Origin of the sequence: Kitasatospora brasiliensis (assembly GCF_032654805.1) — a bacterium.
Classification (GTDB): Bacteria; Actinomycetota; Actinomycetes; order Streptomycetales; family Streptomycetaceae; genus Kitasatospora; species Kitasatospora brasiliensis.
The window spans coordinates 390,543-416,548 of sequence record NZ_JAUOOW010000005.1; the positions used below are offsets into that span (position 1 = coordinate 390,543).

The 26,006-nt window shown below is 73.3% G+C and carries 23 protein-coding genes and 1 tRNA gene; 9 read left to right on the top strand and 15 right to left on the bottom strand.

The window, feature by feature from the left end; translation table 11 throughout:
• Positions 1 to 229: 229 nt before the first annotated feature.
• The 6 genes from QWJ13_RS21300 to QWJ13_RS21325 form a co-directional block, all read right to left on the bottom strand.
• Positions 230 to 1,528, bottom strand: a complete 1,299-nt coding sequence (locus QWJ13_RS21300) for an HD domain-containing protein (RefSeq protein ID WP_316526385.1) — start codon at positions 1,526 to 1,528, stop codon at positions 230 to 232.
• A gap of 98 nt (positions 1,529 to 1,626) precedes the next feature.
• Positions 1,627 to 3,078 (bottom strand): HD domain-containing phosphohydrolase, encoded by a 1,452-nt coding sequence (locus QWJ13_RS21305; RefSeq protein WP_316526386.1) that lies wholly within the window; start codon positions 3,076 to 3,078, stop codon positions 1,627 to 1,629.
• Positions 3,079 to 3,443: 365 nt separating this feature from the next.
• Positions 3,444 to 3,854 (bottom strand): mycothiol system anti-sigma-R factor, encoded by a 411-nt coding sequence (rsrA, locus tag QWJ13_RS21310; RefSeq protein WP_316526387.1) that lies wholly within the window; start codon positions 3,852 to 3,854, stop codon positions 3,444 to 3,446.
• Positions 3,851 to 4,594, bottom strand: coding sequence for a sigma-70 family RNA polymerase sigma factor (locus QWJ13_RS21315; RefSeq protein WP_432277579.1), 744 nt, complete (start codon positions 4,592 to 4,594; stop codon positions 3,851 to 3,853). The genes rsrA and QWJ13_RS21315 overlap by 4 nt, the downstream gene beginning before the upstream one ends.
• A 333-nt stretch (positions 4,595 to 4,927) precedes the next feature.
• On the bottom strand, positions 4,928 to 5,566 hold the full coding sequence (locus QWJ13_RS21320) for an alpha/beta hydrolase family protein (RefSeq protein WP_316526389.1): 639 nt from the start codon (positions 5,564 to 5,566) through the stop codon (positions 4,928 to 4,930).
• 25 nt (positions 5,567 to 5,591) lie between these two features.
• Positions 5,592 to 6,341 (bottom strand): SOS response-associated peptidase, encoded by a 750-nt coding sequence (locus tag QWJ13_RS21325; RefSeq protein ID WP_316526391.1) that lies wholly within the window; start codon positions 6,339 to 6,341, stop codon positions 5,592 to 5,594.
• Between the two features lie 151 nt (positions 6,342 to 6,492).
• Here QWJ13_RS21325 and QWJ13_RS21330 point away from each other — a divergent pair, with 151 nt between their 5' ends.
• The 5 genes from QWJ13_RS21330 to hisN all read left to right on the top strand — a co-directional run bounded on the left by QWJ13_RS21330 (position 6,493) and on the right by hisN (position 10,935).
• Entirely contained in the window at positions 6,493 to 7,218 is a 726-nt protein-coding gene (locus QWJ13_RS21330) for a M50 family metallopeptidase (protein ID WP_316526393.1), read from the top strand.
• Between the two features lie 44 nt (positions 7,219 to 7,262).
• Positions 7,263 to 8,594: a 3-phosphoshikimate 1-carboxyvinyltransferase gene (gene aroA / locus QWJ13_RS21335; protein WP_316526394.1), complete on the top strand. Its 1,332-nt coding sequence runs from the start codon at positions 7,263 to 7,265 to the stop codon at positions 8,592 to 8,594.
• A 15-nt stretch (positions 8,595 to 8,609) separates the two neighbouring features.
• Entirely contained in the window at positions 8,610 to 9,662 is a 1,053-nt protein-coding gene (gene rsgA / locus QWJ13_RS21340; RefSeq protein WP_316526395.1) for a ribosome small subunit-dependent GTPase A, read from the top strand.
• A gap of 102 nt (positions 9,663 to 9,764) precedes the next feature.
• Positions 9,765 to 10,088, top strand: a complete 324-nt coding sequence (locus QWJ13_RS21345) for a DMT family transporter (RefSeq protein ID WP_316526396.1) — start codon at positions 9,765 to 9,767, stop codon at positions 10,086 to 10,088.
• A gap of 49 nt (positions 10,089 to 10,137) precedes the next feature.
• Positions 10,138 to 10,935, top strand: coding sequence for a histidinol-phosphatase (hisN, locus tag QWJ13_RS21350; protein WP_316526397.1), 798 nt, complete (start codon positions 10,138 to 10,140; stop codon positions 10,933 to 10,935).
• Between the two features lie 68 nt (positions 10,936 to 11,003).
• On the opposite strand, the gene QWJ13_RS21355 is transcribed toward hisN, so the two are convergent.
• Positions 11,004 to 12,482, bottom strand: a complete 1,479-nt coding sequence (locus tag QWJ13_RS21355; RefSeq protein ID WP_316526398.1) for a catalase — start codon at positions 12,480 to 12,482, stop codon at positions 11,004 to 11,006.
• Positions 12,483 to 12,586: 104 nt separating this feature from the next.
• Here QWJ13_RS21355 and QWJ13_RS21360 point away from each other — a divergent pair, with 104 nt between their 5' ends.
• A complete protein-coding gene (locus tag QWJ13_RS21360) occupies positions 12,587 to 13,000 on the top strand; it encodes a Fur family transcriptional regulator (RefSeq protein ID WP_316526399.1) in 414 nt (137 codons plus the stop codon).
• A 36-nt stretch (positions 13,001 to 13,036) separates the two neighbouring features.
• Here QWJ13_RS21360 and QWJ13_RS21365 read toward each other — a convergent pair whose 3' ends face one another.
• The 3 genes from QWJ13_RS21365 to QWJ13_RS21375 form a co-directional block, all read right to left on the bottom strand.
• A complete protein-coding gene (locus QWJ13_RS21365) occupies positions 13,037 to 15,016 on the bottom strand; it encodes a tetratricopeptide repeat protein (RefSeq protein WP_316526401.1) in 1,980 nt (659 codons plus the stop codon).
• A 384-nt stretch (positions 15,017 to 15,400) separates the two neighbouring features.
• Positions 15,401 to 15,474: transfer RNA gene (locus tag QWJ13_RS21370), tRNA-Met, on the bottom strand.
• Positions 15,475 to 15,538: 64 nt separating this feature from the next.
• Positions 15,539 to 18,487, bottom strand: coding sequence for a UPF0182 family membrane protein (locus tag QWJ13_RS21375; protein WP_316526705.1), 2,949 nt, complete (start codon positions 18,485 to 18,487; stop codon positions 15,539 to 15,541).
• A 225-nt stretch (positions 18,488 to 18,712) separates the two neighbouring features.
• Between QWJ13_RS21375 and QWJ13_RS21380 the strand changes: the two genes are divergently transcribed.
• On the top strand, positions 18,713 to 19,285 hold the full coding sequence (locus tag QWJ13_RS21380; RefSeq protein WP_316526402.1) for a PPA1309 family protein: 573 nt from the start codon (positions 18,713 to 18,715) through the stop codon (positions 19,283 to 19,285).
• A 15-nt stretch (positions 19,286 to 19,300) separates the two neighbouring features.
• On the opposite strand, the gene QWJ13_RS21385 is transcribed toward QWJ13_RS21380, so the two are convergent.
• The 4 genes from QWJ13_RS21385 to QWJ13_RS21400 form a co-directional block, all read right to left on the bottom strand.
• Positions 19,301 to 20,407, bottom strand: a complete 1,107-nt coding sequence (locus QWJ13_RS21385) for a YlbL family protein (RefSeq protein WP_316526403.1) — start codon at positions 20,405 to 20,407, stop codon at positions 19,301 to 19,303.
• A gap of 42 nt (positions 20,408 to 20,449) precedes the next feature.
• Complete coding sequence (locus QWJ13_RS21390; RefSeq protein ID WP_316526405.1) at positions 20,450 to 20,641, bottom strand: hypothetical protein; 192 nt, start codon at positions 20,639 to 20,641, stop codon at positions 20,450 to 20,452.
• A gap of 269 nt (positions 20,642 to 20,910) precedes the next feature.
• Positions 20,911 to 21,351, bottom strand: a complete 441-nt coding sequence (locus QWJ13_RS21395; protein ID WP_316526406.1) for a molybdenum cofactor biosynthesis protein MoaE — start codon at positions 21,349 to 21,351, stop codon at positions 20,911 to 20,913.
• 65 nt (positions 21,352 to 21,416) lie between these two features.
• A complete protein-coding gene (locus QWJ13_RS21400) occupies positions 21,417 to 22,565 on the bottom strand; it encodes an NAD-dependent epimerase/dehydratase family protein (RefSeq protein ID WP_316526407.1) in 1,149 nt (382 codons plus the stop codon).
• Positions 22,566 to 22,764: 199 nt separating this feature from the next.
• On the opposite strand from QWJ13_RS21400, the gene QWJ13_RS21405 reads away from it, so the two are divergent.
• Both QWJ13_RS21405 and QWJ13_RS21410 read left to right on the top strand, forming a co-directional pair.
• Positions 22,765 to 24,276, top strand: a complete 1,512-nt coding sequence (locus QWJ13_RS21405) for a zinc-dependent metalloprotease (protein ID WP_316526408.1) — start codon at positions 22,765 to 22,767, stop codon at positions 24,274 to 24,276.
• The gene (locus tag QWJ13_RS21410; RefSeq protein WP_316526409.1) at positions 24,273 to 24,872 is read left to right on the top strand and encodes an NUDIX hydrolase; all 600 of its coding nucleotides are present in this window, start codon (positions 24,273 to 24,275) and stop codon (positions 24,870 to 24,872) included. The genes QWJ13_RS21405 and QWJ13_RS21410 overlap by 4 nt, the downstream gene beginning before the upstream one ends.
• Positions 24,873 to 25,013: 141 nt before the next feature.
• Here QWJ13_RS21410 and QWJ13_RS21415 read toward each other — a convergent pair whose 3' ends face one another.
• Complete coding sequence (locus QWJ13_RS21415) at positions 25,014 to 25,598, bottom strand: M48 metallopeptidase family protein (RefSeq protein WP_316526410.1); 585 nt, start codon at positions 25,596 to 25,598, stop codon at positions 25,014 to 25,016.
• Positions 25,599 to 26,006 lie beyond the last annotated feature (408 nt).

A 26,006-nucleotide genomic window follows, 5' to 3' on the forward strand; every position in this document is an offset into this window, starting at 1 on the left:
GCTCAAGTCCCGTGCCACCGTGCCCGTCCGCCTCGGACGGCGTACGGAGCCCGGTGCCCCGGGTCGGTGTTCCACGCTACGACCGCATCCAACCACGCCCGCCCCCGCCCGCGCTCCCCACCGTCGAGGTTGGGGCCCGCCCCTCCCCAGCCTGCCCGCCCGATCGCGCCCGCTCAACCCCTGACGGCCGCGAGCCGGTCCCCCCGGGCCCTCGGGGCATGCCGGCCGCTCAGCCGCGGGCCTGTCCGCGCAGCCGGGCCAGGGCGTCCACCACGCGGGTGTCGTAGACCCGGCCGCGGCCCAGCCGCAGCACTTCCAGGGCCTCCAGCCGCCCGACGGCCTCGCCGACGCCCCGGCCGCGGGCCGCCGTGAGCAGGTCGTCGTGGGCGTTGGCGACCCGGATGATCCGGGACGCGAGCGGCACCGGGCCTTCGCCGGGGGCGGGGGCGGCGATCGGGTCGGCCAGCCGGGCGACCTGCTCGGCGACCTGCCGGGGCACCCCGGTGCGGCTGATCACCTCGCTGCCCAGCCGGGCGATCCGCCGCTGCTCGGTGCCGGGCAGCAGCGCGGTGGCGCCGTCCGGCACCGGCTCCACCAGGGACAGCTGGCCGACGTCGTGCATCAGGGCGGCGTACTCCAACAGGGCGAGCTCGCGGGTGCCCAGACCCAGCTCGCGCCCCAGCGCGCACGCCGTGTCCGCGACCCGGCGCGCGTGCCCGTTCGGGGTGTAGCCGGCCACCTCGGTGGCCCGGGCGAGGCTGGCGATGGTCTGCCGGGTGGTGGCCCGCACGGCCGCCGCGCGCCGGAAGGACACCTGGGCGAGCAGCAGCGGGGCGCAGAACAGCGGCAGTGCCCACAGCCCGACCTCGCCGGCCGCGAGGCTGACCAGCATCCCGGTGGCGACGATCGCCGAACCGATGCCGAACAGCGAGCGCAGCTCGTCCTCCAGCGCGGCCGGGAAGCGCGGCCCGCCACCGGAGCGGCGCAGCAGCGCCGCCAGGGTGGCGTCGCAGAGCGCGGCCAGCGCGGCGACGGCGGTCAGGAACGCCCCGTACCCGGGGCCCTGCGGGGAGAAGCGGTCGACCGCGCCGCCGTTGTAGAGCGGCTGGAAGACGGCGGCGGCGAAGCCCACGGCCAGCAGCCGGCGGGCGGCGCCGTCGAGGTGGGCCGGGTCGGCCCACGGCGGGCGACGGTGCGTCCGCTCGGCGGGGGCGCCCGGCAGCACCCGGCACGGCAGGACGAGGCAGGCCAGCCGGCCCAGCAGCAGGCCGACCCCGGTCACCGCGACCACCTGGAGCGTGCCGTGCGCGGTCGGCACCCCGCGCAGCGGCCCGAGCAGGGCGTACGCCAACGCGCCGGCCGCGCCGATGGGCGCCTGCTCCCGATCCCCCGGAAGGGTGATCCGTACGCACTCGCCGAGCGCGATCAGCGCGGTGAACGCCAGCGCGACCCCGGGCTCCGGGAGGCCGCGCACCGTGACCGCGCCCAGCGCGAGCGCCAGCAACGCGGCGGCGGCCGCGCGCACCACGCGGGCGGTGCGCCCTGCGGCCGTACGCCCCGAGGCGGCACGCCCCGAGGCGGCACGCCCGGCAGCCGTCCGCACGAAGACCGCGCGCCCGGGGGCTCTCACGGCTGCCCGGCCTCGGCGGCGCTCCCGCCCTGGGGCGGCACCCGGCCCGGCGCCGCCCGGACCGGCTCGGGCACCCCGAGCGGGATGTCCGGCACCGCCTGGATGGCGTCCTCGGAGTGCACCACCGGCTGCCAGTCGTGCTCGGCCAGCGCGGCGATCAGCGCCCGCACCATCACCGGGTCGAACTGGCTGCCCGAGCAGCGCTCCAGCTCGGCCACCGCCTCGCCGACCGGCCGCCCGCGCCGGTAGGAGCGGGTGGAGGTCATAGAGTCGAAGGCGTCGGCGACCGAGATGATCCGGGCGAACTCGGGGATCCGGTCGCCGGTCAGCCCGCTCGGGTAGCCCCGGCCGTCCATCCGCTCGTGGTGGTGCAGGATCCCGGCGTGCGCCTCGCGCAGGAAGTCGATCCCGCGGACCAGCTCGTACCCGTACACCGGGTGGATCTCCACCTCGCGGCGCTCCGCCTCGGTCAAGGGACCGTTTCTGCGGAGCAATTCGGTGGCCACGCCGAGCTTGCCGACGTCGTGCAGGATGCCGGCGAAGCGCAGGGTGCGCAGCCGCTCCGCCTCCATGCCGAGCTGAGTGGCGATCAGCACCGAGGCCCGGCCGACCCGTTCGCTGTGGCCCCGGGTGTAGGAGTCCTTGATCTCCACGGCCTGCACCAGTGACTGCACGGTGGCCTGGTGGGCGTCCCGCTCACGCTGCCCCTGGGCGAACACCCAGGCGGAGATGGACAGCGGCAGCAGCGCCAGCAGCGCCGCGAACGCGCCGTACGGGCCCTGCCAGAGCACCGCGACCATCAGCCCGCCGGCCGCGTGCACCAGCACCGGCAGCCCGCACACCGAGTGGGCCCCGCGCAGCAGCACCCCGGGGCGCCGACCCTCGGTGAGCATCAGCATGGCGCCCACCACCGCCCCGTTGACCAGGCAGAACACGGCGACGGCGGCGAAGGAGGGCAGCAGCGCGGCCGGGAAGCGGGAGCCGAGCAGCAGCTGCGGGCCGCACAGCAGGTGGAAGGCGACCGAGGAGGCGAAGGCGCACAGCGCGAGCTGGGAGCCGTTGAACAGCTGCCGCGGGCGGCTGCCGCGCCCGCTCGGGCCGCCGAGCAGCGCGGCCGGGGCGGCGACCAGGGCGGCGGCGGCCGGCGGGAGCATCAGCACCCCGGCGAACAGCACCGGGAAGAAGGCGTTCACCCCTGACCCGGACCGGGCCGGCGCGCGCTCGGGCAGCGCCGGACGGCCCAGCAGCCGGCGCACCAGCACCAGGCAGGGGGTGGGCAGGCCTTGGGCGAGCGATTCCCAGCAGCCGTGCAGGAAGGCCAGCAGCCCGACCTTGGGCCAGTCCACCGGAGCGCCGAGCCAGTGCGGCACCCCGGAGGCGGCCGCGGCGGGCAGCAGCGGCACCAGGCAGCAGAGCGCCATCAGCGGGACGGCCACCAGGTAGCGCACCGCCCCGCGCGGCAGGGCCGGGCCTCCACAGTCGGTAGCGATCTCGACCTCCCCGCCGTACGGACCCGGTGTTGCCTCGACACGTCGGAAGGACCGACGGTGAGTGTCCGTCAGGAGAATAGGACGCGACCCGGGCGTGGGGACGCATGATGGCGCAATGGCGCAGTTGGCGCACCGTCAACCCACTCGAACGAGTGAGGGCGCACATGAGCAGAACGGGAGCGGCCCCGGGAGCGCACACTCCCGGGGCCACCGCCCTCCTTGCCCGAACCGTCGGCCCGCCCTCGCCGGCGGGCCGACGGGCCATCACGCCGAGCGGTCGACCACCGACTCGGCCACCGTACGGGCGTTCGCCCGACGGTCCGTCACTCCGCCTGAGCTCCGGCCTCGACCGGCGCACCCGGGCGCTCCGCCGGAGCCTGCCCGGCGGCCCCGCCCAGCTTGGGCGCCGGACGCGCCGACTCGGCGTGCACCTCGACCGTCGTCTCCACCGAGACCACCACCTGCTCGCCCGAGCGCTGCCCGGCCCGGATCGAGTCGATCCTGGCCAGCACCTTGCCGCGCAGGTCCGCCGGGGTGTCGTCGCAGCCGCAGGAACGCTTGATCAGCGCCTTGATCGCCTGCTCCAGCCCGTACTGCTTCAAACATGGCGAACACTCGTCGAAGTGGACCCGCAACTTTGCGCAGTCACCTTCGGGCATCTCGTTGTCGAGGAATTCATAGAGGTGGTCGAGGACCTCGCCACACTCGGTTTCGTGCGGATCGCCGCAGCTCATGAGCCCGAGCCCTTCGCTTCCTGCCCTGCCCCGCTGCCGGCCGGGACGAGCCCGCGCTCACGGGCGTAATCCTCCAGCATGCCGCGCAGCTGACGGCGGCCGCGGTGCAGTCGGGACATCACCGTACCGATGGGAGTACCCATGATGTCCGCGATCTCCTTGTACGCAAAGCCTTCTACGTCCGCGAGATACACGGCGATCCGGAATTCCTCCGGGATCGCCTGGAGCGCGTCCTTCACATCGCTGTCGGGAAGGTGGTCGAGCGCCTGGGTCTCGGCCGAACGCAGACCCGTCGACATGTGCGACTCGGCCCGCGCCAGCTGCCAGTCCTCGATCTCCTCCGCCGCGGTGCGCTGGGGCTCCCGCTGCTTCTTGCGGTACGAGTTGATGAACGTGTTGGTGAGGATGCGGTACAGCCAGGCCTTGAGGTTCGTCCCCTCGCGGAACTGGTGGAACGACGCGTACGCCTTCGCGAACGCCTCCTGGAGCAGGTCCTCCGCGTCGGCCGGGTTGCGCGTCATGCGCAGCGCCGCCGAGTACATCGGATCCAGGTAGCCCAGGGCGTCGCGCTCGAAGCGCTCCCGCCGGGCCTCCTCGCTCTCCTCCGCCGACACCCGGTAGGTGTCCTCACCGATCGCCTCGGCCAGCTCCTCACCGGTGAGCGCCTCGCCCGCAGGCAGGGCCTCGCCCGGGCCACGGCCCGGATCGGCCTCGTGCTCGGTCCCGACGACCGGACCCACCTCCTCGGCATGACGGGTACGGCCCACGGCGGGCCGCCCAGAAATGGAGGATATCGGGCTGACGGGCTTCTCGCCCGCGTCGAGCCAATCCGACCAGGAGGGGGCGAACGCCATGGCGGCCTCGCGCTCCTCAGGCCGTTCCGGGCACGCGATCGAACCCATCTGCCCTGCCTCTCACCGGTACTCGTGCTGACGGAGAGGACAACCACCGGTACCCCCCGCGCATTCCCGCCCGCCCGCACCATTCACTCGCACGAGTGCACGAGTGCGCTCACGGGCCAGAACACCGTGCGCCCACAGGCCCACGACGAGCGGAACGACCCGCCCCCGGCCTCACACCAGCCCCAGCACCCAGTCCCCCACCGCGGCGCAGATCAGCTCCAGCACCTCCTCCTGCCCCACCGACGCCCGCTTCGGCACCTCGAAACCGTGGTTGCCGTACGGCAGCGCCACCAGCTCGTGCCCCGGCGGCAGCTCCGGGAACTCCCCCGGCCCGCCGAACGGATCCGCCGGGCCCTGCACCACCAGCGTCGGCAGCCCCGACCCCAGCAGCTCCTGCGCCCGGCTCTTCTCCGGCCTGCCCGGCGGGTGCAGCGGGAACGCCAGCGCCACCACCCCCACCGCCCCGCTCGCCGCACCCGTCCGGCAGGCCACCCGCGCCCCGGCGCTGCGCCCGCCCACCACCAGCGGCAGCCCCTGCCCGGCCAGCAGCCCGGCCACCGGCCGCCAGCCCAGGTCCAGGGTCTTCGGCGCCGGGCCCAGCTTCTTGCCCGCCACCCGCCACGGCTGCTCGACCAGCGCCACGGTGATCCCCCGGTCCGGAAGCTTCCCGGCCAGCGCCACCAGGTCCCGCGCCCCGATCCCGCCGCCGGCCCCGTGCCCGAGCGCCAGCACCGCCCTCGGCTCGGCGGCCCGGTGGTAGGTGATCCGGGCCTCGCCCGCCTCGGTGGGGACCGCTTCGGTGGTGCTCATCTCGATGACTCCAGGAAGGTTCGGATCAGAACAGGGTGGTCACGGGCTCGACCCACGGCTCCTTGAGCTCCGGCCCGTTGTTGCGGATGCTGCCGACCGCCGGATCCACCGGCGTCGCCACCAGCGCCCCCGGCGGCGGGGGTATCAGCAGTCGGCGCAGCCCCTCCGGTTCGGTCAGCCGCGGATCCAGCCACTCGTCCCAGTCCGCCCGGTCCAGGAACAGCGGCATCCGCTCGTGGATCGGCGCCAGCGCCTCCTCGGCGTCCGTCGTGACGACCGTGAACGTCACCAGCCAGGCCCGCGGATGCCCCGGCGGCACCGCCCGGTCGCGCCAGAACTCGTACAGCCCGGCCAGCGCCAGCGGCGCGCCGTCCGCCCGGGAGACGAAGTACGGCTTCTTGCGCGCCCTGCCCCGCTCCCCCGGCACCGTCTGCCACTCGTAGTAGCCGTCCACCGGCAGGACGCACCGGCGCGCCGCGAAGGCCTGCCGGTACGAGGGCTTCTCGTGCACCGTGTCCGACCGGGCGTTGATCATCTTCACCGCCGTCTCGGCGGAGTCCGACCACGGCGGCACCAACCCCCAGCGCAGCACCCGCAGCTGACGCACCGCCCGCGCCGGCCGCTCCTTCGCCAGCCGCTCCAGCACCACGAAGGCGCTGTCGGTCGGCGCCACGTTCCAGTTCGGCGCGAGGGTCTCCGCGGGCTCCCAGTGCTCCACGTCGAACAGCTCGACGAGGTCCTCGGGCTTGCTGCTGGCTGCGAACCGACCGCACATGCGGGCCAGCTTGCCATGCCGCCCGCCCTCAGGACCTCTCCGTCCCCGCGCCGCAACCACCCGCCCCCGACCGACCGTCCCCCGTGCGAGGCTGACCCGAACGGCCCAACGCACAAGGCCCGGCCCGCCGGACGGAGGCAACGAGACACCGATGAACACGAACGACCAGACCCTCGCCGACCTGTGGAGCCAGGTCACCGGCACCCAGACCGCCCCACCCGGCTGGCTGGTCCTGGCCACCGGCGCCGCCGCCCTGCTCACCGTCCTCGCCCGCCCGCTCTGGCACGTCGCCCGCAACGCCGTGACCATCGCCCACGAAGGCGGCCACGGCCTGACCGCCCTGGTCACCGGCCGCAAACTGGCCGGCATCAGGCTGCACTCCGACACCTCCGGCCTCACCCTCTCCTACGGCCGCCCCACCGGCCCCGGCATGGTCCTCACCGCCTTCGCCGGCTACACCGCCCCCGCCCTGCTCGGCCTCGGCTGCGCCGCCCTGCTCGCCGCCGACCGGATCACCCTGCTGCTCTGGCTGGCGGTCCTGCTGCTGCTCGCCCTGCTCGTGCGCATCCGCAACGCCTACGGCTTCCTCACCGTGCTGCTCGCCGGCGGCGCCTTCTTCCTGGTCTCCTGGTTCGGCAGCGCCCAGGTCCAGGCCGGCTTCGCCTACCTCGGCTGCTGGTTCCTGCTCTTCGGCGCCGTGCGCCCCGTCCTGGAGCTCCAGCACCAGCGCCGGATCGGCTGGGCCCGCGACTCCGACGCCGACCAGCTGGCCCGGCTCACCCACGTCCCCGCCCTCGCCTGGGTCACCGTCTTCCTGCTCGTCGCCCTCGCCTGCCTCGGCCTCGGCGCCGCCTGGCTGCTCCAGCCGCTGTCGTAGTGCGGGCGCCGAGACTGTTCCGGTACGGCCCCTAGACTTGCCCCATGACCGAGACCCTGTGGCCCGCCCCCGTCGCGACCAGCCCCGTCGACGCCACCGTCACCATCCCCGGCTCCAAGTCGGTCACCAACCGGGCCCTGGTGCTGGCGGCACTCGCCGACGGGCCGGGCTGGGTGCGCCGCCCGCTGCGCAGCCGCGACTCCCAGCTGATGGCCGACGGCCTGCGCGCCCTCGGGGTCACCATCGAGGAGAAGGTCAACAACGACTCCGGCGGCATCGGCGGCGGCGAGGCCTGGCGGGTCATCCCCACCCCCGTGCTGCACGGCCCGGCCTCGGTCGACGTCGGCAACGCCGGCACCGTGATGCGCTTCCTGCCCCCGCTGGCCGTCCTCGCCGACGGCCCGGTGCACTTCGACGGCGACCCGCGCTGCTACGAGCGCCCCCAGCACGGCGTGATCAACGCCCTGCGCGCGCTCGGTGCCCGGATCGAGGACGGCGGCCGCGGCGCCTTCCCGCTCACCGTGCACGGCACCGGCTCGCTGGACGGCGGCCCGGTCGAGCTGGACGCCTCCTCCTCGTCCCAGTTCGTCTCCGCCCTGCTGCTCTCCGGCGCCCGCTACAACCACGGCATCGAGGTCCGCCACGTCGGCGGCCCGGTCCCGTCGCTGCCGCACATCCGGATGACGGTGGAGATGCTGCGACTGGCCGGCGCCCAGGTCGACGCCCCCGAGGACGGCGGTGAGAAGGACGTCTGGCGGGTCACCCCCGGCGCCCTGATCGGCCGCGACCTGGTGGTCGAGCCGGACCTCTCCAACGCCGCGCCGTTCTTCGCCGCCGCGCTGGTCACCGGCGGCCGGGTCACCGTTCGGGACTGGCCCAAGCACACCACCCAGCCCGGCGACCAGCTGCGCGAGATCTACACCCGGATGGGCGGCGCCTGCGAGTTCACCGACGAGGGCCTCCAGTTCACCGGCACCGGCCGCGTCCACGGCATCGAGGCCGACCTCCACGACGTCGGCGAGCTCACCCCGGTGATCGCCGCCGTCGCCGCGCTCGCCGACTCCGAGTCCCACCTGTACGGCATCGCCCACCTGCGCCTGCACGAGACCGACCGGCTCGCCGCGCTCGCCAAGGAGATCAACGACCTCGGCGGCGACGTCACCGAGACCGAGGACGGCCTGCGCATCCGCCCGCGCCCGCTGCGCGGCGGCATCTTCCACACCTACGAGGACCACCGGCTCGCCACCGCCGCCGCCGTCCTCGGCCTCGCCGTCCCCGGCGTCGAGGTCGAGAACGTGGCCACCACCGCCAAGACCCTGCCCGACTTCCCCGGGATGTGGGCCGAGTTGCTCGGCGAAGCGACGGCGGGCGTCTGAGCGGAGACTGAGCACATGCGCCGCTACGGCAAGGACGCCGACGAGGACGACATCCGCAACCGCCCCGCCCGCCGGGGCTCCCGGCCGCGGACCAGGATCCGGCCCAAGCACGAGGACGCCGCCGAGGCGATGGTGCTGACCGTCGACCGCGGCCGGATCACCTGCCTGATCGACCCGGGGACGAAGCAGGAGCGCGAGGTCGTCGCCATGAAGGCCCGCGAGCTGGGCCGCAAGGGCGTCGTCGTCGGCGACGTGGTCAACCTGGTCGGCGACCTCTCCGGGGACGCCGACACCCTCGCCCGGATCGTCCGGGTCGAGGAGCGCAGCTCGGTGCTGCGGCGCACCGCGGACGACGACGACCCGTACGAGCGGATCGTGGTCGCCAACGCCGAGCAGCTGGCCATCGTCATCGCGCTGGCCGACCCGGAGCCGCGCCCCCGGCTGATCGACCGCTGCCTGGTGGCCGCCTACGACGCGGGCATGGAGCCGCTGCTGGTGCTCACCAAGTCGGACCTCGCCCCGGCCTCGACCCTGCTGGACTCCTATGCCTCGCTCGGCATCACCTATGTGGTCACCCGGCGCGACGAGCTGGAGACCACCGGCGCCGAGGCCGTGCGCGAGCACCTGCGCGGGCGCTCCACGGTGTTCATCGGCCACTCCGGCGTCGGCAAGACCACCCTGGTCAACGCGCTCGTCCCGGACCGCCAGCGGCAGACCGGCCGCGTCAACGCGGTCACCGGCCGCGGCCGGCACACCACTGTCTCCGCCCTGGCGCTGCGGCTGCCCCCGCCGCCCGGCGCCAAGCCCGGCTCGAAGAAGGCGCTGGACCCCGGCTGGGTGATCGACACCCCCGGTTTCCGCTCCTTCGGCCTCTCGCACATCGACCCGTCCCGGGTCATCCACGCCTTCCCCGACCTGGAGCCCGGCACCGTCGACTGCCCGCGCGCGTGCAGCCACGACGAGCCGGACTGCGCGCTGGACGCCTGGGTCGAGGGCGGCCACGCCGAGGCCGCCCGGCTCTACTCGCTGCGCCGTCTGCTGGCCAGCAAGGAGGGCGAACTCGACTGAGCTTGGTGGCCCGTTCGAGGTGTCGGAGCGCTCCCGCCTGGCGATCATAGGAAGGTCGGGCCGGATACGGTCCGGCCCGCCGATCGACAGGGAGGGCACGCGATGGCATGGGCCCTGGTGGTCCTGGCCGGTTTCCTGGAGACCGGCTTCGCGATCAACCTCAAGCTCAGCGAGGGCTTCACCAAGCTCTGGCCCACCATCAGCTTCTGCGTGTTCGCCCTCGGCAGCTTCGGCCTGCTCACGCTCTCCCTGAAGAGCCTGCCGGTCGGCCCCGCCTACGCGGTGTGGACGGGCATCGGCGCGGCCGGAACCGCGGTCTACGGGATGGTCTTCCTGAACGAGAGCAGCTCGGTGCTCAAGCTGGTCTCGATCTCCCTGGTGATCGCCGGCGTGATCGGACTCCAGCTCAGCGGCACGGCGCACTGAGCAGCGGGGAGCCGCGGCGCGCACCCGGCGGCACGCTAGGGTTTCGGGCATGGCCGACTACCACGACGATCTCCGACTCGCCCATGTCCTCGCCGATGCGGCCGACTCGGTCACCTTGGAGCGCTTCCGCGCCCTGGACCTGAAGGTCGAGACCAAGCCCGACCTCACCCCGGTGAGCGACGCCGACAAGGCCGCCGAGGAGCAGGTGCGCAGCGTGCTCCAGCGCGCCCGCCCGCGCGACGCCGTGCTCGGCGAGGAGTTCGGCCTCCAGGGCTCGGGCCCGCGCCGCTGGGTGATCGACCCGATCGACGGCACCAAGAACTACATCCGCGGCGTCCCGGTCTGGGCCACCCTGATCGCCCTGCTGGAGGACGGCCCGGACGGCGTCGAGCGCCCGGTGGTCGGCATCGTCTCCGCCCCGGCGCTCCAGCGCCGCTGGTGGGCGGCCAAGGGCCTCGGCGCGTTCGGCGGCCGCAGCCTGGCCAAGTCCTCCCGGCTGCGGGTCTCGGGCGTCTCCCGGATCGAGGACGCGTCCTTCTCGTACTCCTCACTCACCGGCTGGGAGGACCGCGGCCGGCTGGACCCGTTCCTGGACCTCACCCGGGCCTGCTGGCGCACCCGCGCGTACGGCGACTTCTGGTCCTACATGATGGTCGCCGAGGGCGCCGTGGACATCGCCGCCGAGCCCGAGCTGTCGCTGTGGGACATGGCGGCCAACTGCATCATCGTCGAGGAGGCCGGCGGCAGCTTCACCGGCCTGGACGGCATCCCGGGCCCGGGCGGCGCCGACGCCGTCGCCTCCAACGGCCTGCTGCACGAGGAGGCCCTGCGCCGGCTCTCGGTCTGAGCGTGGTCGCGGCCCCCGTGTCCGGCGCGTGCCGGACACGGGGGCCGCCGCTTTGCGCGGTCCGGCTGCTACTGCTGCTTGCGCAGCTCCCGGACCGCCGCCTCCAGCCGCTGCCCGAAGTCGGCGTCGGCCTTGCGGAAGTTGTCGATCGCCCGCTCGACGATGTCGTCGCGGTCGGCCGAGACCTTGGCGATGAAGCCGGACAGGTTGCCGATCAGGCGCTGCTTCTCCTCCTCGGAGTACAGCCGGTACAGGGCGCCGGCCTGCCCGAAGTCGTCGTCCTCGGCGTGCGAGGGCGCGACGTGGGTGCCGGTGGTGCCGGCGACGGAGGTCGCGGCCCACAGCGGACGGCCGGTCTGCACCGGGCCGCCGAAGCTGTTCGGCTCGTAGTTCTTCTGCCGCCCGTGCCGGCCGTCGTACAGGGAGCCGTCCCGGCCGTTGGTGCGGGCCTCGGTGGCGTGCGGACGGTTGACCGGCAGGTGGTCGGCGTTGACGCCGACCCGGTAGCGGTGGGCGTCGGCGTACGCGAACAGGCGGCCCTGGAGCATCTTGTCCGGGGAGGGGCCGATGCCGGGCACGAAGTGCGCCGGGGAGAAGGCCGACTGCTCGACCTCGGCGAAGACGTTGTCGGGGTTGCGGTTGAGCTCCAGCTTGCCGATCTCGATCGGCGGGTAGTCGGCGTGCGGCCAGACCTTGGTCAGGTCGAAGGGGTTGAAGCGGTAGTTCGCCGCGTCGGCCGCCGGCATGATCTGGACCTGCACCGTCCAGCTGGGGAACTCGCCGCGCTCGATCGACTGGCGCAGGTCGCGCTGGTGGCTGTCCGGGTCCTCGCCGGCCAGGGTGTTGGCCTCGGCCTGGGTGAGGTTGCGGATGCCCTGGTCGGTCTTGAAGTGGTACTTGACCCAGAAGTGCTCGCCGGCCTCGTTCTGCCACTGGAAGGTGTGCGAGCCGTAGCCGTTCATGTGCCGGTACGAGGCGGGGATGCCGCGGTCGCCGAACAGCCAGGTCACCTGGTGGGTGGACTCGGGCGACAGGCCCCAGAAGTCCCAGACGTTGTCCGCCTCCTGCGAGCCGGTGTACGGGTCGCGCTTCTGGGTGTGGATGAAGTCGGGGAACTTGGTGGCGTCCTTGATGAAGAACACCGGGGTGTTGTTGCCGACGAGGTCGTAGTTGCCCTCCTCGGTGTAGAACTTCAGCGCGAAGCCGCGCGGGTCGCGCACCGCGTCGGCCGCGCCGAGGTTGCCGGCCACGGTGGAGAAGCGCAGGAAGACCTCGGTCTGCTTGCCGACCTCGGACAGGAACGCCGCCCGGGTCCAGGGCGTCACATCGGCGGTGACGGTGAAGGTGCCGTACGCCCCGGCGCCGCGGGCGTGCACCACGCGCTCCGGGATCCGCTCGCGGTTGAAGTGCGCGAGCTTCTCGAACAGCAGCTGGTCCTGGATGAGGGCGGGGCCCCCGACACCGGCCGTCTCGGTGTTCTGGTTGTCGGCGACGGGGGCACCCGCCTCCGTGGTCAGGGTCGGGCGCAGCTCGTCCTGGGTCGTCATGGCAGTGCCTCCGCGGTATCCGGTCTCGATGACACGATCCTAACTTGGACTTTGTCCAAGTCAACACTGGAACCAAACTCGGAGCATGACTTACTCTGGATGACATGAGCGATCTGCTGGAGAGACTGCGCGGCAGAGGCTGGCGGCTGACCTCGCAACGCCGGGTCGTGGCCGAGGTCCTGGACGGCGAACACATCCACCTCACCGCCGACGAGGTGCACGCCCGCGCGACGGCCCGCCTGCCCGAGATCAGCCGCGCCACCGTCTACAACACGCTCGGCGAACTCGTCACCCTCGGCGAGGTCCTGGAAGTCGCCACCGACGGCCGCGCCAAGCGCTACGACCCCAACGCCCACCGCGCCCACCAGCACCTGATCTGCTCGGGCTGCGGCGCGATCCGCGACGTCCACCCGCACGGCGACCCGCTCGCCGACCTCCCCGCCGCCGAGCGCTACGGCTTCACCGTCACCGCCGCCCAGGTCACCTACCGCGGCCTGTGCCCCGACTGCCGCCCCTGAGCACGGGGTTCAGACACGGGGTTCAGACACGGGGGTTCAGGCACTGAGCTCCGCGCTCAGCGCGCCCAGCAGCCGTCCGGCCCGCTCCGACACCTCGGCCGGCCCGTAGTCGATCGCCCGCCGGCACCAGTTCTCCGCCTGCGTCGGCTCCCCCCGGCGCAGCGCCAGCAACGCCAGGCGCAGCGCCGCCCGGCCGTGCCCGGCGTCCGCCGCCCGGGTGTACCAGAGCATCGCCTCGGCCTCGCTGTCCTGCCGGGCCAGCAGCAGCCCCAGGTTGAACGCCGCACTGCGGCTGCCCGCCTCCGCGGCCCGCCGGTACCAGCTCTCGGCGATCTCCAGCGCCCCGCGCTCGGCCGCCCGCACGCCCATCCGCACCTGCGCCCGGCGGTGCCCGGCGTCCGCCGCCACCGCGTACCACTGCTCGGCCTCGGCGTCCGCGTCCCCGCGCCGGTCCAGCAGCGAGGCCAGCCGGAACGCGCCCTCGGCCGAACCCCCGGCCCCCGCCTGCCGGTAGCGCTCCAGCGCCCCGGCCAGGTTGCCGCGCTGCTCCTGGACGACCGCCAGTTGCAGCGCCGCCTCGCCGTGCCCCTCGGCCGCGGCCCGCGCGTACCACTCCTGGGCCTGCTGCTGCTCGCCGCGCCCGGCGTGCAGCACACCGAGGTTGAACGCGCCGTCCACGCTGCCGGCCTCGGCCGCCTTGGAGAACCAGGGCTGGGCGCCGGACTCGTCGCCGCGCTGAAGCAGCACCACGGCCAGCGCGTTGCAGGCCTCCCGGTGCCCGGCGTACGCGGCCCGGCGGTACCACTGCTCGGCCTGCTGCTCACGGCCGGTGCCGGCGCAGAGCAGGCCGAGGTTGAAGGCACCGTTCTGGTCGCCGGCCTCCAGTGCGAGGCGGTACCAGTGCTCGGCCTCGGCGGCCTCGCCGCGGCTCGCGTGCAGCGCGCCCAGCGCGTTGGCGGCGGTGCCGTCCCCCGCCTCGGCGGCCTCCTGCCACCACTCGGCGGCGGCCGCGTGGTCCCCGGAGTCGCGCAGCAGGAAGCCCAGCGCGCAGGCCGCGCGCGACTCCCCGTTCTGCGCGGCCTGCCGGTACCAGCGGGCCGCCTCGTCGAGCAGTGACCGGTCGGCGCGGGCGCGCTCCTCCAGCAGCACGCCCAGGCGCAGCGCGGCGCGGGCGTGGCTGCGGGCGGCGGCGGTGCGGTACCAGGTCTCGGCGGTCTCCTTGTCCCCGGCGGCCTCGCGCATCCGGGCCAGCCGGTAGGCGGCCTCCCGGTGCCCGGCGTCGGCGGAGACCTTGAACCAGCGCTCGGCGCGCACGTCCCGCCGGTGCTCCATCAGGTCGCCCAGCGCGTAGGCGCCCAGCGGGTGGCCGTGGTCGGCGGCGAAGTGCAGCCAGTACTCGGCGGCCTCCTCCTGGCCCTGGTCGCGCAGTTGCAGCCCGAGCGCGTGGGCGGCCGGCGCGCTGCCGGCCACGGCGGCATGGCGCCACCACTGGCCGGCCTCGGCCCGGTGGCCCTGCTGGTGCAGCAGCACGCCGAGGTTGTTGGCGGCGGCGCGCAGCCCGGCGGCCGCGGCGGCGCGCAGGTAGGGCTCGGCGTCCTCCAGTTCGCCGCGGCGCAGCAGCAGGGTGCCCAGCCGGCAGGCGGCGTCCGGGTCCCCGCCGTCGGCGGCCTGCCGGTGGCGGGCTTCCAGCGCGGCGGACTCCCGGGCGGCCAGGGCGGTCTCGAAGCTGGTCGGGTCGAAGCCGGCCGGGTCGAGCGCGGTGCCGGCCGTCGGATCGACGCCCGGCTGCTCGCCGACGTACGCGCCGACCGCGGCGGCGAATTGACGGGTCGACACGTGGACCAGGCTGTCCGGCCCGTAGCCGGAGACCGGGAGACGCTCGGACAGTCCGTTGGCGCGCTGGGCCGGCAGGACTCCGGGGCGGCTGTCGGGGCTCTCGGCGCTCTCCGACCAGGCATCGGTGTCCGCTTCGGCGGCCGCCGCGGACTTGGCGCCTGACTTGCCGATCAGCCTCATGCCGACTCCCGCTCCCCCAGAGTGTCGCGGCATCGTGCCCCGGCGTGCGACCGGGGGGACTCCCAGGGGAGGCGCCGGACCCGACGGGCGGTCAGCGACCGTGCACCGTCCCCCATGTGTCCCATCGTCGCATCACCCAGTACCCGCGTACACCTGCCCCGGCCGAATTCCGGCGGGGCCGACCCGAAGCCGACGAAATTGCTTCGGCGCTTTGTCGATTTCCCGACACTTCAACCTCACAAACCCCGCTGCCGTCGTCCTTGGCGACGGTCGATAGTACCGGAGCGGTTCCCACCGCTTCCGGACACGAACGACCCCGGAAACAGAACGACCCCGGAAACACCAGAGGCCCGGAGGAAGAATCCTCCGGGCCTCTGGCCTTTGTAGCGGGGACAGGATTTGAACCTGCGACCTCTGGGTTATGAGCCCAGCGAGCTACCGAGCTGCTCCACCCCGCGTCGGTGGTTAAACCATAGCACGGACGCGGGGTGGAACGGAAAACGGTTACCGCAGCTCAGCGGCCTACGGCTGGGCGGCGGGCGATGCGCCGTTCGTGGCACCCGGGGCCGGAGTGCCGGTCGGGGCCGGCGCCGAGCCCGCGCCGCGGGCCGCGTCCACGGCCTTCAGCGCGTCGCCGAGCGCCTTCTCGGCGGCGCCGTACGCCGCCCAGTCACCGTTCTTGAAGGCGGTATGGCTGTCGCTGTACGCCTTCTGCGCGTCCGAGATCGCCTTCTGGAGCTCCGGCGAGACCGTCCCGCCCGGCGCCGGGGTGGTCGGCGTCGTCGGGGTGGTCGGCGTGGTCGGCGTGGTCTGCGTCGGCGGGATGGTCGCCGGCGGCGCCCCGCCGAACACCTTCTTCAGCGCGGCCTCCAGGGTGTCCTCGAACGCCACGTTGTCGTCCCCGTACACCGCCAGGACCTTCTGCATCGTCGGGTACTTGGCGCCGCGTCCGCGCACGTACACCGGCTCGATGTTGAGCAGCCCGCCGCCGACCGGCAGGGTCAGCAGGTTGCCGTACTCCAGCTCGGCGTCGCCACCGCTCTTCAGCGCGAAGATCTGGTTGGCCACCTCCTGGCGGGAGTTGAACTTCGACTGCACCAGGCCGGGGCCGGGAGCGCCGCTCTCGCCCGTCATCTTCAGGATGCGGATCTTCCCGTAGTCGTCGCCCGGGTCCGCGTTGACGGCCATGAACGCGGCCAGGTTGGGCCGCCCGTTGGGCACGAAGGTGCTGGTCAGCGAGAAGCTCGCCGCGCTGGTGTCCGGCATCCGCACCGTCACGTAGTACGGCGGCTGGACCTGCTTGGTGTCGCTGGTCGGGTCCACCGGGGTCTGCCAGATGTCACTGCCGTTGAAGAACGAGTTGGCGTCGGTGACGTGGTACTGGCCGAGCAGGTCGCGCTGCACCTTGAACATGTCCTGCGGGTAGCGCAGGTGCGGCACCAGCGTCTGCGGGATGTCCGCCTTCGGCTCCACGGTGCCCGGGAAGGCCTTCATCCAGGTCTTCAGCACCGGGTCCTTCTCGTCCCACTGGTAGAGCTTCACCTCGCCGGTGTAGGCGTCCACCGTGGCCTTGACCGAGTTGCGGATGTAGTTGACCTGGTTCGCGGCCGTCAGCAGCTCACCGCGCTGGTTGGTCAGCGAGTCCTTGGTCGCCGTGCCCAGCGTCGTCTTCGAGGCGAACGGGAAGCCGTCCGAGGTGGTGTAGCCGTCCAGCACCCAGAGCACCCGGCCGTCCTGCACCACCGGGTACGGGTCGGCGTCGATCGACAGCCACGGCGCGACCTTCTCCACCCGCTCCTTCGGCGTCCGGTTGTAGATCACCTTGGCGCCGTCGGTGATCGCCCCCGCGTAGAGGATCTGCGGCTCGGCGAAGCGCACCGCGTACGCGGCCCGGGTCAGCGGATTGTCCAGCGAGACGCCGCTGCCACCGCTGTAGGTGGTCTCGGCGTTCTGACCGGTCTTGGGATCGGTGTAGTCGATCTCCTTGTTGGAACCGCCGACGATCGAGTACGTGGTGGTCTTCTCGCCGTAGTAGATCCGCTGCTGGTAGTCGCCCAGCGAACCGGTCGCCGGCAGGCCCGACTCGGTGAACACCGGCTGGCCCTTGTCGTCGACCTGGTTGCCCTTGGCGACCACGGCGCCGTAGCCGTGGGTGTACTTGAAGTGGTCGTTGATCCAGTTGCGCTGCACGCCGTTCAGGTCCAGCTCGCGCAGGCCGATCACACTGTCCTGCTTGTCCTTCCCGGTGCCGTAGCGGTCCACGTCCAGCGTGTTCGGGAAGGCGTAGTAGTTGCGCTGCTGCTCCAGCGACTGGAACGCCGGCGAGACCACGTTCGGGTCCAGCAGCCGGATGTCCGAGATCGTCTGCGCGTCGGGCTTCAGCGCGTCCGCGTTGGTGGCGCCCTGCGGAGAGTACGGGCTGGTCTGCGCGTCCGCGATCCCGTACGCCTGGCGGGTGGCGTCGATGTTCTTCTGGATGTACGGCGTCTCCTTGGCCTGCTCGTTCGGCTTGACCTGGAACTGCTGCACGATCGCCGGGTACAGCCCGCCGATCAGCACCGCCGACAGCACCATCAGCCCCAGGCCGATCAGGGCCGGAGCCCAGGTGCGCCGGATCGGGGTCAGGAAGAACAGCACCGCGCAGATGATCGCGACGAAGAACAGGATGGTCTTGGCCGGCAGGAACGCGTTGGCGTCCACATAGCGCAGGCCCGTCCAGCCCGAGACCCCCTTGTAGGAGCCCGTCTTCACCGCCAGCGCGTAGCGGTCCAGCCAGTACGCGACGGCCTTCAGCAGCACGAACACGCCCAGCAGCACCGCCAGGTGCCCCTGCGCGCCCACACTCGCCCGACGGCCCGGGCCCTGGAGCCGCAGCCCCCCGTACAGGTAGTGCACCAGCGCCGACGTCAGCAGCGAGACGATCACCGCGCTGAACGCGAAGCCCAGCACGAACTCGTAGAACGGCAGGTCGAAGGCGTAGAACGAGACGTCCATGCCGAACTGCGCGTCCTTCTCACCGAAGGACGTCGCGTTCGTCCACATCAGCCAGGTCCGCCACTGGCCCGAAGCCGCGGCACCGGCCACCAGGCCGATCACCAGCGAGACCCCGACCAGCGCCCAGCGCTTGAACGGCGCCAGCCCCGACCGGTAGCGGTCCAGGCTCTGCTGCTCCACCGACATCGCCGACAGCGGCGGCCGCAGCCGGTGCGCCAGCCAGATGTTGAAGCCGACGATCACCGCCATCAGCAGGCCGAACACCGCGAACAGGCCGACCTTCGTCCACAGCTGGGTGGTGAACACCGAGGAGAAGCGGACCGACTTGAACCACAGCCAGTCCGTCCAGAAACCCGCGAACATGACGAACAGCAGGAAGAGCACCGCGAGCACGCCCAGGGTCAGCAGGGCCACCCGCGCCCGCCGGGAGGGCGGGCCTACCCTGCGCCGGAAACCCGGCCCTGACCGTTCGGGCATCTGGAAGACCACGGTGGCACCTCGGCTGTGTCGTCTGGATGGGGGAATGGGGGCAGTCGTCAGAGAAACTAAACCAGGCTTTGGTCGAGTTCCCACCGTTAGCAGACGGTTACGACCGCCACCCGCCCCGGCCGCCCCCACCGGGACTTCCCAGGGCCCCTCCCACCGGCGCTCCACGAGCCCCGCACGGCGAGCGCGCCCCGCCCGCCGTGTGAGGATTGAGGCATGTCCGACGCGCCTGATCTCAACAACTCCCCCGACGACGTCTCCAAGCTCCCGGCCGCCACCCCGCTGACCCGGGCCGCCCTGGAGATCGACGAGTACGCCGCCACCCTCGGCTGGGACCTCCCGGCCCGGCTGTTCGCCCTGGTGGACAGCGCCGCCCTGCGCAAGGCCAACCCCAAGATCGCCAAGCAGCTCGGCCTCGCCGAGGGCGACGAGGCCGGCCTCACCCCGATCGAGCAGGACGAGCTGCCGGCCGGCATGGAGCTCGACAAGTTCCTCGGCACCATCGCCTGGCCCGACTCCGTGGCCGGCTGCGCCCTGGTCGTCGAGCGCCTGATGCTGCCGCCGGGCGCCGAGCAGTCCCGCCCGCGGGGTGCCTCCGACGCCCAGCTCGCCGAGTGGGTGGCCAACCACCCCAAGCGCGAGGAGGTGCGGATCACCGCCGCGGTGCTGCGCGACGGCAAGAAGGAGATCGCCCTGCGGCTGCGTTCCAAGGACGTCGCCCGCGAGGTGCTGACCGGCCCGGACCTGGTGCCCGGCCTGACCGACGCGCTGCTGGCGACCTTCGCCTGACGCCGTCCCCGACGGCTACTTCGCCGCGCAGGACGGCAGCGCGGAAGCCTGCCCGGAGCGGACCTGCTCCAGCGACTTCAGCGCGCCGTCCAGCGTGTCCGTCTTGATCAGGGTCAGCCCGGACGGGACGTTCTTGGTGGCCTCGGCGCAGTTCGAGGACGGGGTGAAGAAGTACTCGGCCCCGGCATCCCGGGCGGCGATCAGCTTCATCGAGATGCCGCCGATCGGGCCGACCTTGCCGTCGTCGTCGATGGTCCCGGTGCCGGCCACGAACTTGCCGCCGGTGAGGTCGCCGCCCGGGGTCAGCTTGTCGATGATGCCGAGCGAGAACATCAGGCCGGCGCTCGGGCCGCCGACGTCCTGGAGACCGATGTCGATCTGGAACGGGTAGGTGTGCCGGATCCCGGTGCCGATGCCCACCACCGCGAGGTCCGCGCGCTCGGCCGAGGCCTTCGGGTCGAGGTCCTTGGCCCGCACCGTCGGGACGGTGACGTCGGTCTTCGTGCCGGGGGTGGCGCCGTCGGTGTCCTTGACCCGCGGAACGACGGTGAAGACCACCGACTCGCCCGGCTTGTGCTTGGTGACGGCCGCGACCACCTGGTCGACGGCGCCGACCGGGGTGCCGTCCACGGCCACGATCTGGTCCCCCGCGTGCAGCCGACCCTCGGCGGGGGCGCCCGCGGTCACCGACTTCACGATCAGCTCGTTGCCCACCGGGATGCCCAGCTGCTTGAGCGCGGCGGTGCGGGCGCTGTCCTCGGAGGAGGCGAACTCCTCGGCGTTCTGCTTCTTGGCGTCGGCGTCCGACTGCCCCTTCGGGTAGACGTTGTCGTGCGGCACCACCAGCACGTCGTCCCGCAGCCAGCCGACCACCGCGTTGACCAGGCTGGGCTCGTACTTGGCCCCGGTGACCTGGACGGTGGTCATGTTGAGGTGCCCGCTCGCCGGGTACGAGTCGTGCCCGCTGATGCTGATCACCGGCTTGCCGCCCTGGTTGCCGAGCGTGTTGTACGTCGGCCCCGGGCTCATCTCCGTGTACGGCACCTTCATCAGCACCGAGACGCAGAGCAGCGCTATGAGCAGCAGGGTGGCAGCGAGCATCGTCGCGGAGCGGCGTGGCATGCCTCGACAGTACGGGACGCGCCCGACGGGACGCCCGCCGGGCTACCTGCCGGGGCGCTCGCTCGGGGCCGCGGAGCCGGCGGTGGTCCGCTCCATGGCGGCCATGAAACGCCGGTGTTCGGCGAGTGAGGCCGGGTCCCCCGTCGCGCGCGGGGTCCGCTGGGCCCACAGTGCCCAGAGGCCGGCCGCGACGCCGGCGGCACCGGGGATGATCAACCAGGCGAGCGCACTCATGACCAGGACTCCCAGCTCGTCGTGTCTATGAGCAGATTAACCACTCCGGCGGACAACGCGGCCGACGCCATCCGGGTTACGGGGCGGCCGATCGGCTCACTTCCAGGGAGTATTCGGGGCGCCGCCGCCGACCCGTTCGGGTGAGAGCACGGCGCGCCTGACCCGACGGACGCGAAAGGTGTGCGGATCGGTTCCGGCGAATCGTTTCCGTCCGCCGCGGCCCGGGTGCCCGGTTCCGGCGTACCGATGGCCGAGCACCGTGGCCCGGGTCAGCAGCCGCCCGCGCCGACCCACTCCTCGCCGCCGTCGGCGAACACCTGGTGCTTCCAGATCGGCACCTCGCGCTTGAGGTCGTCGATCAGCCGGCGGGCCGCCGCGAAGGCCTCGCCCCGGTGGGCGCAGGAGACGGCGACGATCACGGCCTTGTCGGAGATCTCCAGCCGGCCCACCCGGTGGACCGCGGCGAGCGCCCGGACCGGGAAGTCCGCGGCCACCTTCTCGGCGATCCGGCGCATCTCCTGCTCCGCGGTGGGGTGGCAGCTGTACTCCAGCGCGGAGACCGACTTGCCGCCGTCGTGGTCCCGGACCGTCCCGACGAAGACGGTGGTGCCGCCGGCCGCGTCGTCGCCTACCGCCTCGTACACCTCGTCCAGCGAGAGCGGGGTGTCACGGACGGCGATCAGCCGGATGGGGTCGTGGTTCTCGGACATGGCCCCATGATCCCCCATCCCGCACGGACACGGGTCCGCTCCCGCGACTCCCCCGGCCCGGCCGCTCAGAACCTCCGCCGCTTGCGGGCCCGGCGCACCAGCGCCGCCGTGCCGACCAGCGCCACCGTCGCCCCGGCCGCGCCCAGGCTGGTCGCCGCCTCCTTGCCGCCCAGCCGCCGCCCGGCCACCGCGTGCTTGCCGGACACCTGCTCCAGCAGCTCGGCCAGCACCTGCTCGTTGGTGTGCACCGGGCGCCAGCCCGCCTCGTGCAGCCGGCTGCCGGACACCACCCACGGGTACATCGTGTACGCCAGATCCCCGGCCGGAGCCGGGGTCAGGCCCAGCCGGTGCAGCCGCGCCGCCGTCCCGAGCGCCAGCGAGGCCGGCAGCTCCATCCGCCGGATCCCGGACAGCCGCTCGACGTCCTCCTGCTCCAGCCAGCCGTCACAGCCGACCGTCACCTCGCCCTCGACCAGGCCCAGCACCGCGTACTCCAGCGCCGCCGCCAGGTCGTCCACGTGGCAGAACTGCCAGCACGGCCGGGAGCCGGCCACCACCAGCAGCCGGGGCGCCTCGAAGTGCCGGGTCAGCACGGTGTCCACGCCGGGGCCCACCACCACGGCCGGCCGCAGCACCGTCACCTGGAGGCCCGGGTGGGCGCGCGGCGCCCGGCGGGCCAGCCGCTCGATCTCCAGCAGGTCCCCGACCAGCGAGGCCTCCTCGGTGGCCCGCAGCTCGGAGTCCTCCGCCAACGGCACCTCGTTGTCGGCCAGCGCGCCGTAGACCATCGCCGAGGTACACAGCACCACCCGGGGCACCCCGGCGGCCGCGGCCGCGGTCAGCACGGTCTGGGCGCCGCGCACGTTGTAGGCGCTGCGGGCCCGCGGGTCGGACTCCATGCCGAAGTCCATCGCCAGGTGCACCACCACGTCGACCCCGGCCAGCCGCTCGGCCACCGCCGGGTCCCGCACGTCGAGCACCCGCCACTGCACGCCCGGGACCTCACCGCGCCGGTCGTCCACGGCCAGGACCTTCCGCACGTGCGGGGAGGCCACCAGCCGGGCCGCGACCCGCTCGCCCAGCACTCCTGCGGCACCGGTGACCGCCACGGTCAGCGGCCGTCCGCCGTAGGCTGGAGGCGGCGACGCCGTGGTGTCCGACGCGTCCTCTCCTCCGGTCAGCCCAGAGCGAACGTCCCAGGGCGGGGAACTCACCGGCCATCCTCCACGGTTAGCTTTATGTGCGTACGGACGTGTGTCACGTACGCACATCCTGCCCGAGGCGAAGGCCCGGCGGTGCACCCGGCGCGGGCCAGCCGCGCGGGAGCCGCCCCCGAGTCCCCCGCTCCGCCGCCGCCCCGGGCGCAGATTTTCCCGCCACACCCGTATGACGGCTAACCGGATCGAGGACCCCGTGAGCGACCTTCCCTTCGGATTCGGCGTTCCGCCCGAGGAGCCCGAGGACGGCAAGGCCAAGCCCGACGACGCCCAGAAGAAGAAGGACCAGGACCCGGTCGGCGGCCAGCAGCCGTTCGGCTTCGGGGGCGGCAACCCCTTCGGCGCGATCTTCGGCATGCCCGGCGCCCCGGGCGGCCCCGCTGGCGCCGACAACCCCTTCGCCGCGATGTTCGGCGGCATGAACCCCGGCGACCTCGGCGCCGCCTTCCAGCAGCTCGGCCAGATGCTCTCCTTCGAGGGCGGCCCGGTGAACTGGGACCTCGCCACCAACATCGCCCGCCAGACCGTGGTCGCCGAGCCCGCCGAGGGCAAGAGCAAGGACCGCTCCGTCAGCGCGGCCGAGCGCTCCGCCGTCACCGAGGCCATCCGCCTGGCCGACCTGTGGCTCGACGGCGCCACCGAGCTCCCCTCCGGCGCCGGCACCGCCGTCGCCTGGAGCCGCGCCGAGTGGATCGAGGCCACCCTCCCGGTCTGGAAGGACCTGGTGGACCCGGTCGCCGAGCGGGTCGGCAACGCCATGGGCGGCGTCCTGCCCGAGGAGATGCAGGCCATGGCCGGCCCGCTGATGGGCGTGATGCGCTCGATGGGCGGCGCCATGTTCGGCACCCAGATCGGCCAGGCGCTCGGCGCGCTCGCCGCCGAGGTGGTCGGCTCCAGCGACGTCGGCCTGCCGCTCGCCCCGGCCGGCAAGGCCGCGCTGCTGCCGCAGAACGTCGCCGAGTTCGGCGAGGGCCTGAGCGTGCCCGCCGACGAGGTCCGCCTCTACCTCGCCCTGCGCGAGGCCGCCCACCAGCGGCTCTTCGCCCACGTGCCGTGGCTGCGGGCCCACCTGCTGGGCGCCGTCGAGGCCTACGCGCGCGGCATCAAGGTCGACACCTCCCGGATGGAGGAGCTGGTCGGCCAGCTCGACCCGAGCAACCCGGAGGCCCTCCAGGAGGCGCTGGCCGGCGGCCTGCTCCAGCCCGAGGACACCCCCGAGCAGAAGGCCGCGCTCGCCCGCCTGGAGACCGCGCTCGCGCTGGTCGAGGGCTGGGTCGACGCCGTCGTGCACGCCGCCGCCGAGCCGCACCTGCCCCAGTCCGGCGCGCTGCGCGAGACCGTCCGCCGCCGCCGCGCGGCCGGCGGGCCCGCCGAGCAGACCTTCGCCACCCTGGTCGGCCTGGAGCTGCGCCCGCGCCGACTGCGCGACGCCGCCCGGCTCTGGGCGCTGCTCGCCGACGCCCGCGGCATCGAGGGCCGCGACGCGCTCTGGGAGCACCCCGACATGCTGCCCACCGCCGCCGACCTGGACGACCCGGATGCCTTCGTGCACCGGGGCTCCGCCGACGACCTGGAAGGCGGCATCGACTTCGACGCGTTCGACAAGCTGCTCGGCGACGCCGCGGCCGGCAAGACCGACCTCGGCAAGGACGAGCGGCCGAAGAACGACGAGAACGGCACCGACGGAAAGGGCGAGCCCACCGCATGACGGCCACCGACACGCCCGCCGCCGGGCCCTCCACCGGCCTGCACGCGGACGCCGTCCGCACGCTGACCGACTGGCGGCCCGCCGACGAGGACCAGGACCGGCTGCGGCTCGACTACCTGGACCACCTCTCCGCGCAGCCCGAGGGCCTCTACCGCTCCTGCCTGCCCGCGCACATCACCGCGAGCGCCGCGGTCGTCGACCCGGCGGCCGGGCGGGTGCTGCTCACCCTGCACCCCAAGGTCGGCATGTGGCTCCAGATGGGCGGGCACTGCGAGCCCGGTGACCGCGACCTCGCCTCGGCGGCGCTGCGCGAGGCCGTCGAGGAGTCCGGCATCCCCGACCTGGTGCTCCTGGAGGCCGACGGCCGCCCGGTGCCGGCCAAGCTGGACCGGCACCTGGTCCGCTGCACCGGCAAGGACCGGCCGGAGAACACCCACCTGGACGTCCAGTACATCGCGCTGGCCCCGGCCGGCGCCCAGGCGCTGATCAGCGAGGAGTCGCTGGACCTGCGCTGGTTCGACTACGACCGACTGCCGGAGCTCACCGACCACTCGGTGCGTGACCTGGTGGCCCGGGCGCGGCAGCTGACCGGCTGAGGTACGGCACGGAGAAGGGGGCGCGGACCTTGACGGTCCGCGCCCCCTTCCGTTGCGCCCACGGTCAGCCCTCGGGCTCGCATCCCTTCGCTCCCCCTTCGGCCCCTTCAACCCCTTCGCCCCCCTCGCCCCCCTTCGACCTCAGCCGCAGGAGGTCGCCGGGTCCGGCCCGCCCGGCCCCGGGCCCGCGTGCCGCGCGCCGGGGATGTGCGGCAGCCGGGCCGCCGAGACCACGCCCTCCAGATAGCCGCGGGCCCGCTCGGTCCGCGGATAGGCCTCCAGCAGCGCCCAGAACGCCGGCCCGTGGTCCGGCACCAGCAGATGCGCCAGCTCGTGCAGCAGCACGTAGTCCAGCACGTACTCGGGCATGCCCTGGAGGCGGTGGGAGAGGCGGATCGTCCCCTCGCTGGGGGTGCAGGAGCCCCAGCGCGAATTCTGGTTGGTGACCCAGCGGACCTGGCTGGGCCGGGCGCGATCGCCCAGATAGGCGGCCGACAACTCGCGGGCCCGGGCCATCAGGGCCTCGTCCCCCGGGATCCTCCGGGACTCCTGGGCGGCGAGCTTCTCCAGCATCTGCGCGACCCAGCGCTGCTCCTCGGCGTGCGACATCCGGGCCGGGATCAGCACGACGGTGCGGTCGCCCTCGCGGTAGGCGGAGACAGTGCGGCTGCGGCGGGCGCTACGGCGCACCTCGACCCGGGTGCGGTCGTGCGCCTCGGGCGGCACGACGCCGTTCGGCAGCGGCTGCGGTGGCCCCGGTCTCGACTGCTGCCGCTGATCCGGGCGCCCGCGCGTGTTCGGCCCCGCGATCTGCGACCCGGACGCCGCACGGGCACGCCGACGCGACGCCGGTGGATGGGAGTCCCGCTCGGCTGCCATGGCACACGACGTTACCGGCTACCACGGACAGAAGTCCGCTGCCATGGCCGGAATCTTTCATGGAGTGATCGCGAACGAAAAGTCGACGGCGGGTGTCCGGAAACCGACGCCGGGGCGGATGGCCGGTTATCCACAGGGCATGCGAACCGATCGTGTGATCATGCCCCCGGGCCTGTGGATAACTTTCCGCACCGGATCGCCGCCATGGGGCATGCTGCCGTCAGCCGTCCGGAAACGATCCGAAGGGAGATCGCC

Excerpts from the sequence above, each read along its gene's own strand:
- rsrA (WP_316526387.1), bottom strand. The coding sequence starts at position 3,854 with ATGAGCTGCGGCGATCCGCACGAAACCGAGTGTGGCGAGGTCCTCGAC.
- QWJ13_RS21320 (WP_316526389.1), bottom strand. The coding sequence starts at position 5,566 with ATGAGCACCACCGAAGCGGTCCCCACCGAGGCGGGCGAGGCCCGGATC.
- QWJ13_RS21325 (WP_316526391.1), bottom strand. The coding sequence starts at position 6,341 with ATGTGCGGTCGGTTCGCAGCCAGCAGCAAGCCCGAGGACCTCGTCGAG.
- QWJ13_RS21330 (WP_316526393.1), top strand. The coding sequence starts at position 6,493 with ATGAACACGAACGACCAGACCCTCGCCGACCTGTGGAGCCAGGTCACC.
- aroA (WP_316526394.1), top strand. The coding sequence starts at position 7,263 with ATGACCGAGACCCTGTGGCCCGCCCCCGTCGCGACCAGCCCCGTCGAC.
- rsgA (WP_316526395.1), top strand. The coding sequence starts at position 8,610 with ATGCGCCGCTACGGCAAGGACGCCGACGAGGACGACATCCGCAACCGC.
- QWJ13_RS21345 (WP_316526396.1), top strand. The coding sequence starts at position 9,765 with ATGGCATGGGCCCTGGTGGTCCTGGCCGGTTTCCTGGAGACCGGCTTC.
- hisN (WP_316526397.1), top strand. The coding sequence starts at position 10,138 with ATGGCCGACTACCACGACGATCTCCGACTCGCCCATGTCCTCGCCGAT.
- QWJ13_RS21355 (WP_316526398.1), bottom strand. The coding sequence starts at position 12,482 with ATGACGACCCAGGACGAGCTGCGCCCGACCCTGACCACGGAGGCGGGT.
- QWJ13_RS21360 (WP_316526399.1), top strand. The coding sequence starts at position 12,587 with ATGAGCGATCTGCTGGAGAGACTGCGCGGCAGAGGCTGGCGGCTGACC.
- QWJ13_RS21365 (WP_316526401.1), bottom strand. The coding sequence starts at position 15,016 with ATGAGGCTGATCGGCAAGTCAGGCGCCAAGTCCGCGGCGGCCGCCGAA.
- QWJ13_RS21375 (WP_316526705.1), bottom strand. The coding sequence starts at position 18,487 with ATGCCCGAACGGTCAGGGCCGGGTTTCCGGCGCAGGGTAGGCCCGCCC.
- QWJ13_RS21380 (WP_316526402.1), top strand. The coding sequence starts at position 18,713 with ATGTCCGACGCGCCTGATCTCAACAACTCCCCCGACGACGTCTCCAAG.
- QWJ13_RS21385 (WP_316526403.1), bottom strand. The coding sequence starts at position 20,407 with ATGCCACGCCGCTCCGCGACGATGCTCGCTGCCACCCTGCTGCTCATA.
- QWJ13_RS21390 (WP_316526405.1), bottom strand. The coding sequence starts at position 20,641 with ATGAGTGCGCTCGCCTGGTTGATCATCCCCGGTGCCGCCGGCGTCGCG.
- QWJ13_RS21395 (WP_316526406.1), bottom strand. The coding sequence starts at position 21,351 with ATGTCCGAGAACCACGACCCCATCCGGCTGATCGCCGTCCGTGACACC.
- QWJ13_RS21410 (WP_316526409.1), top strand. The coding sequence starts at position 24,273 with ATGACGGCCACCGACACGCCCGCCGCCGGGCCCTCCACCGGCCTGCAC.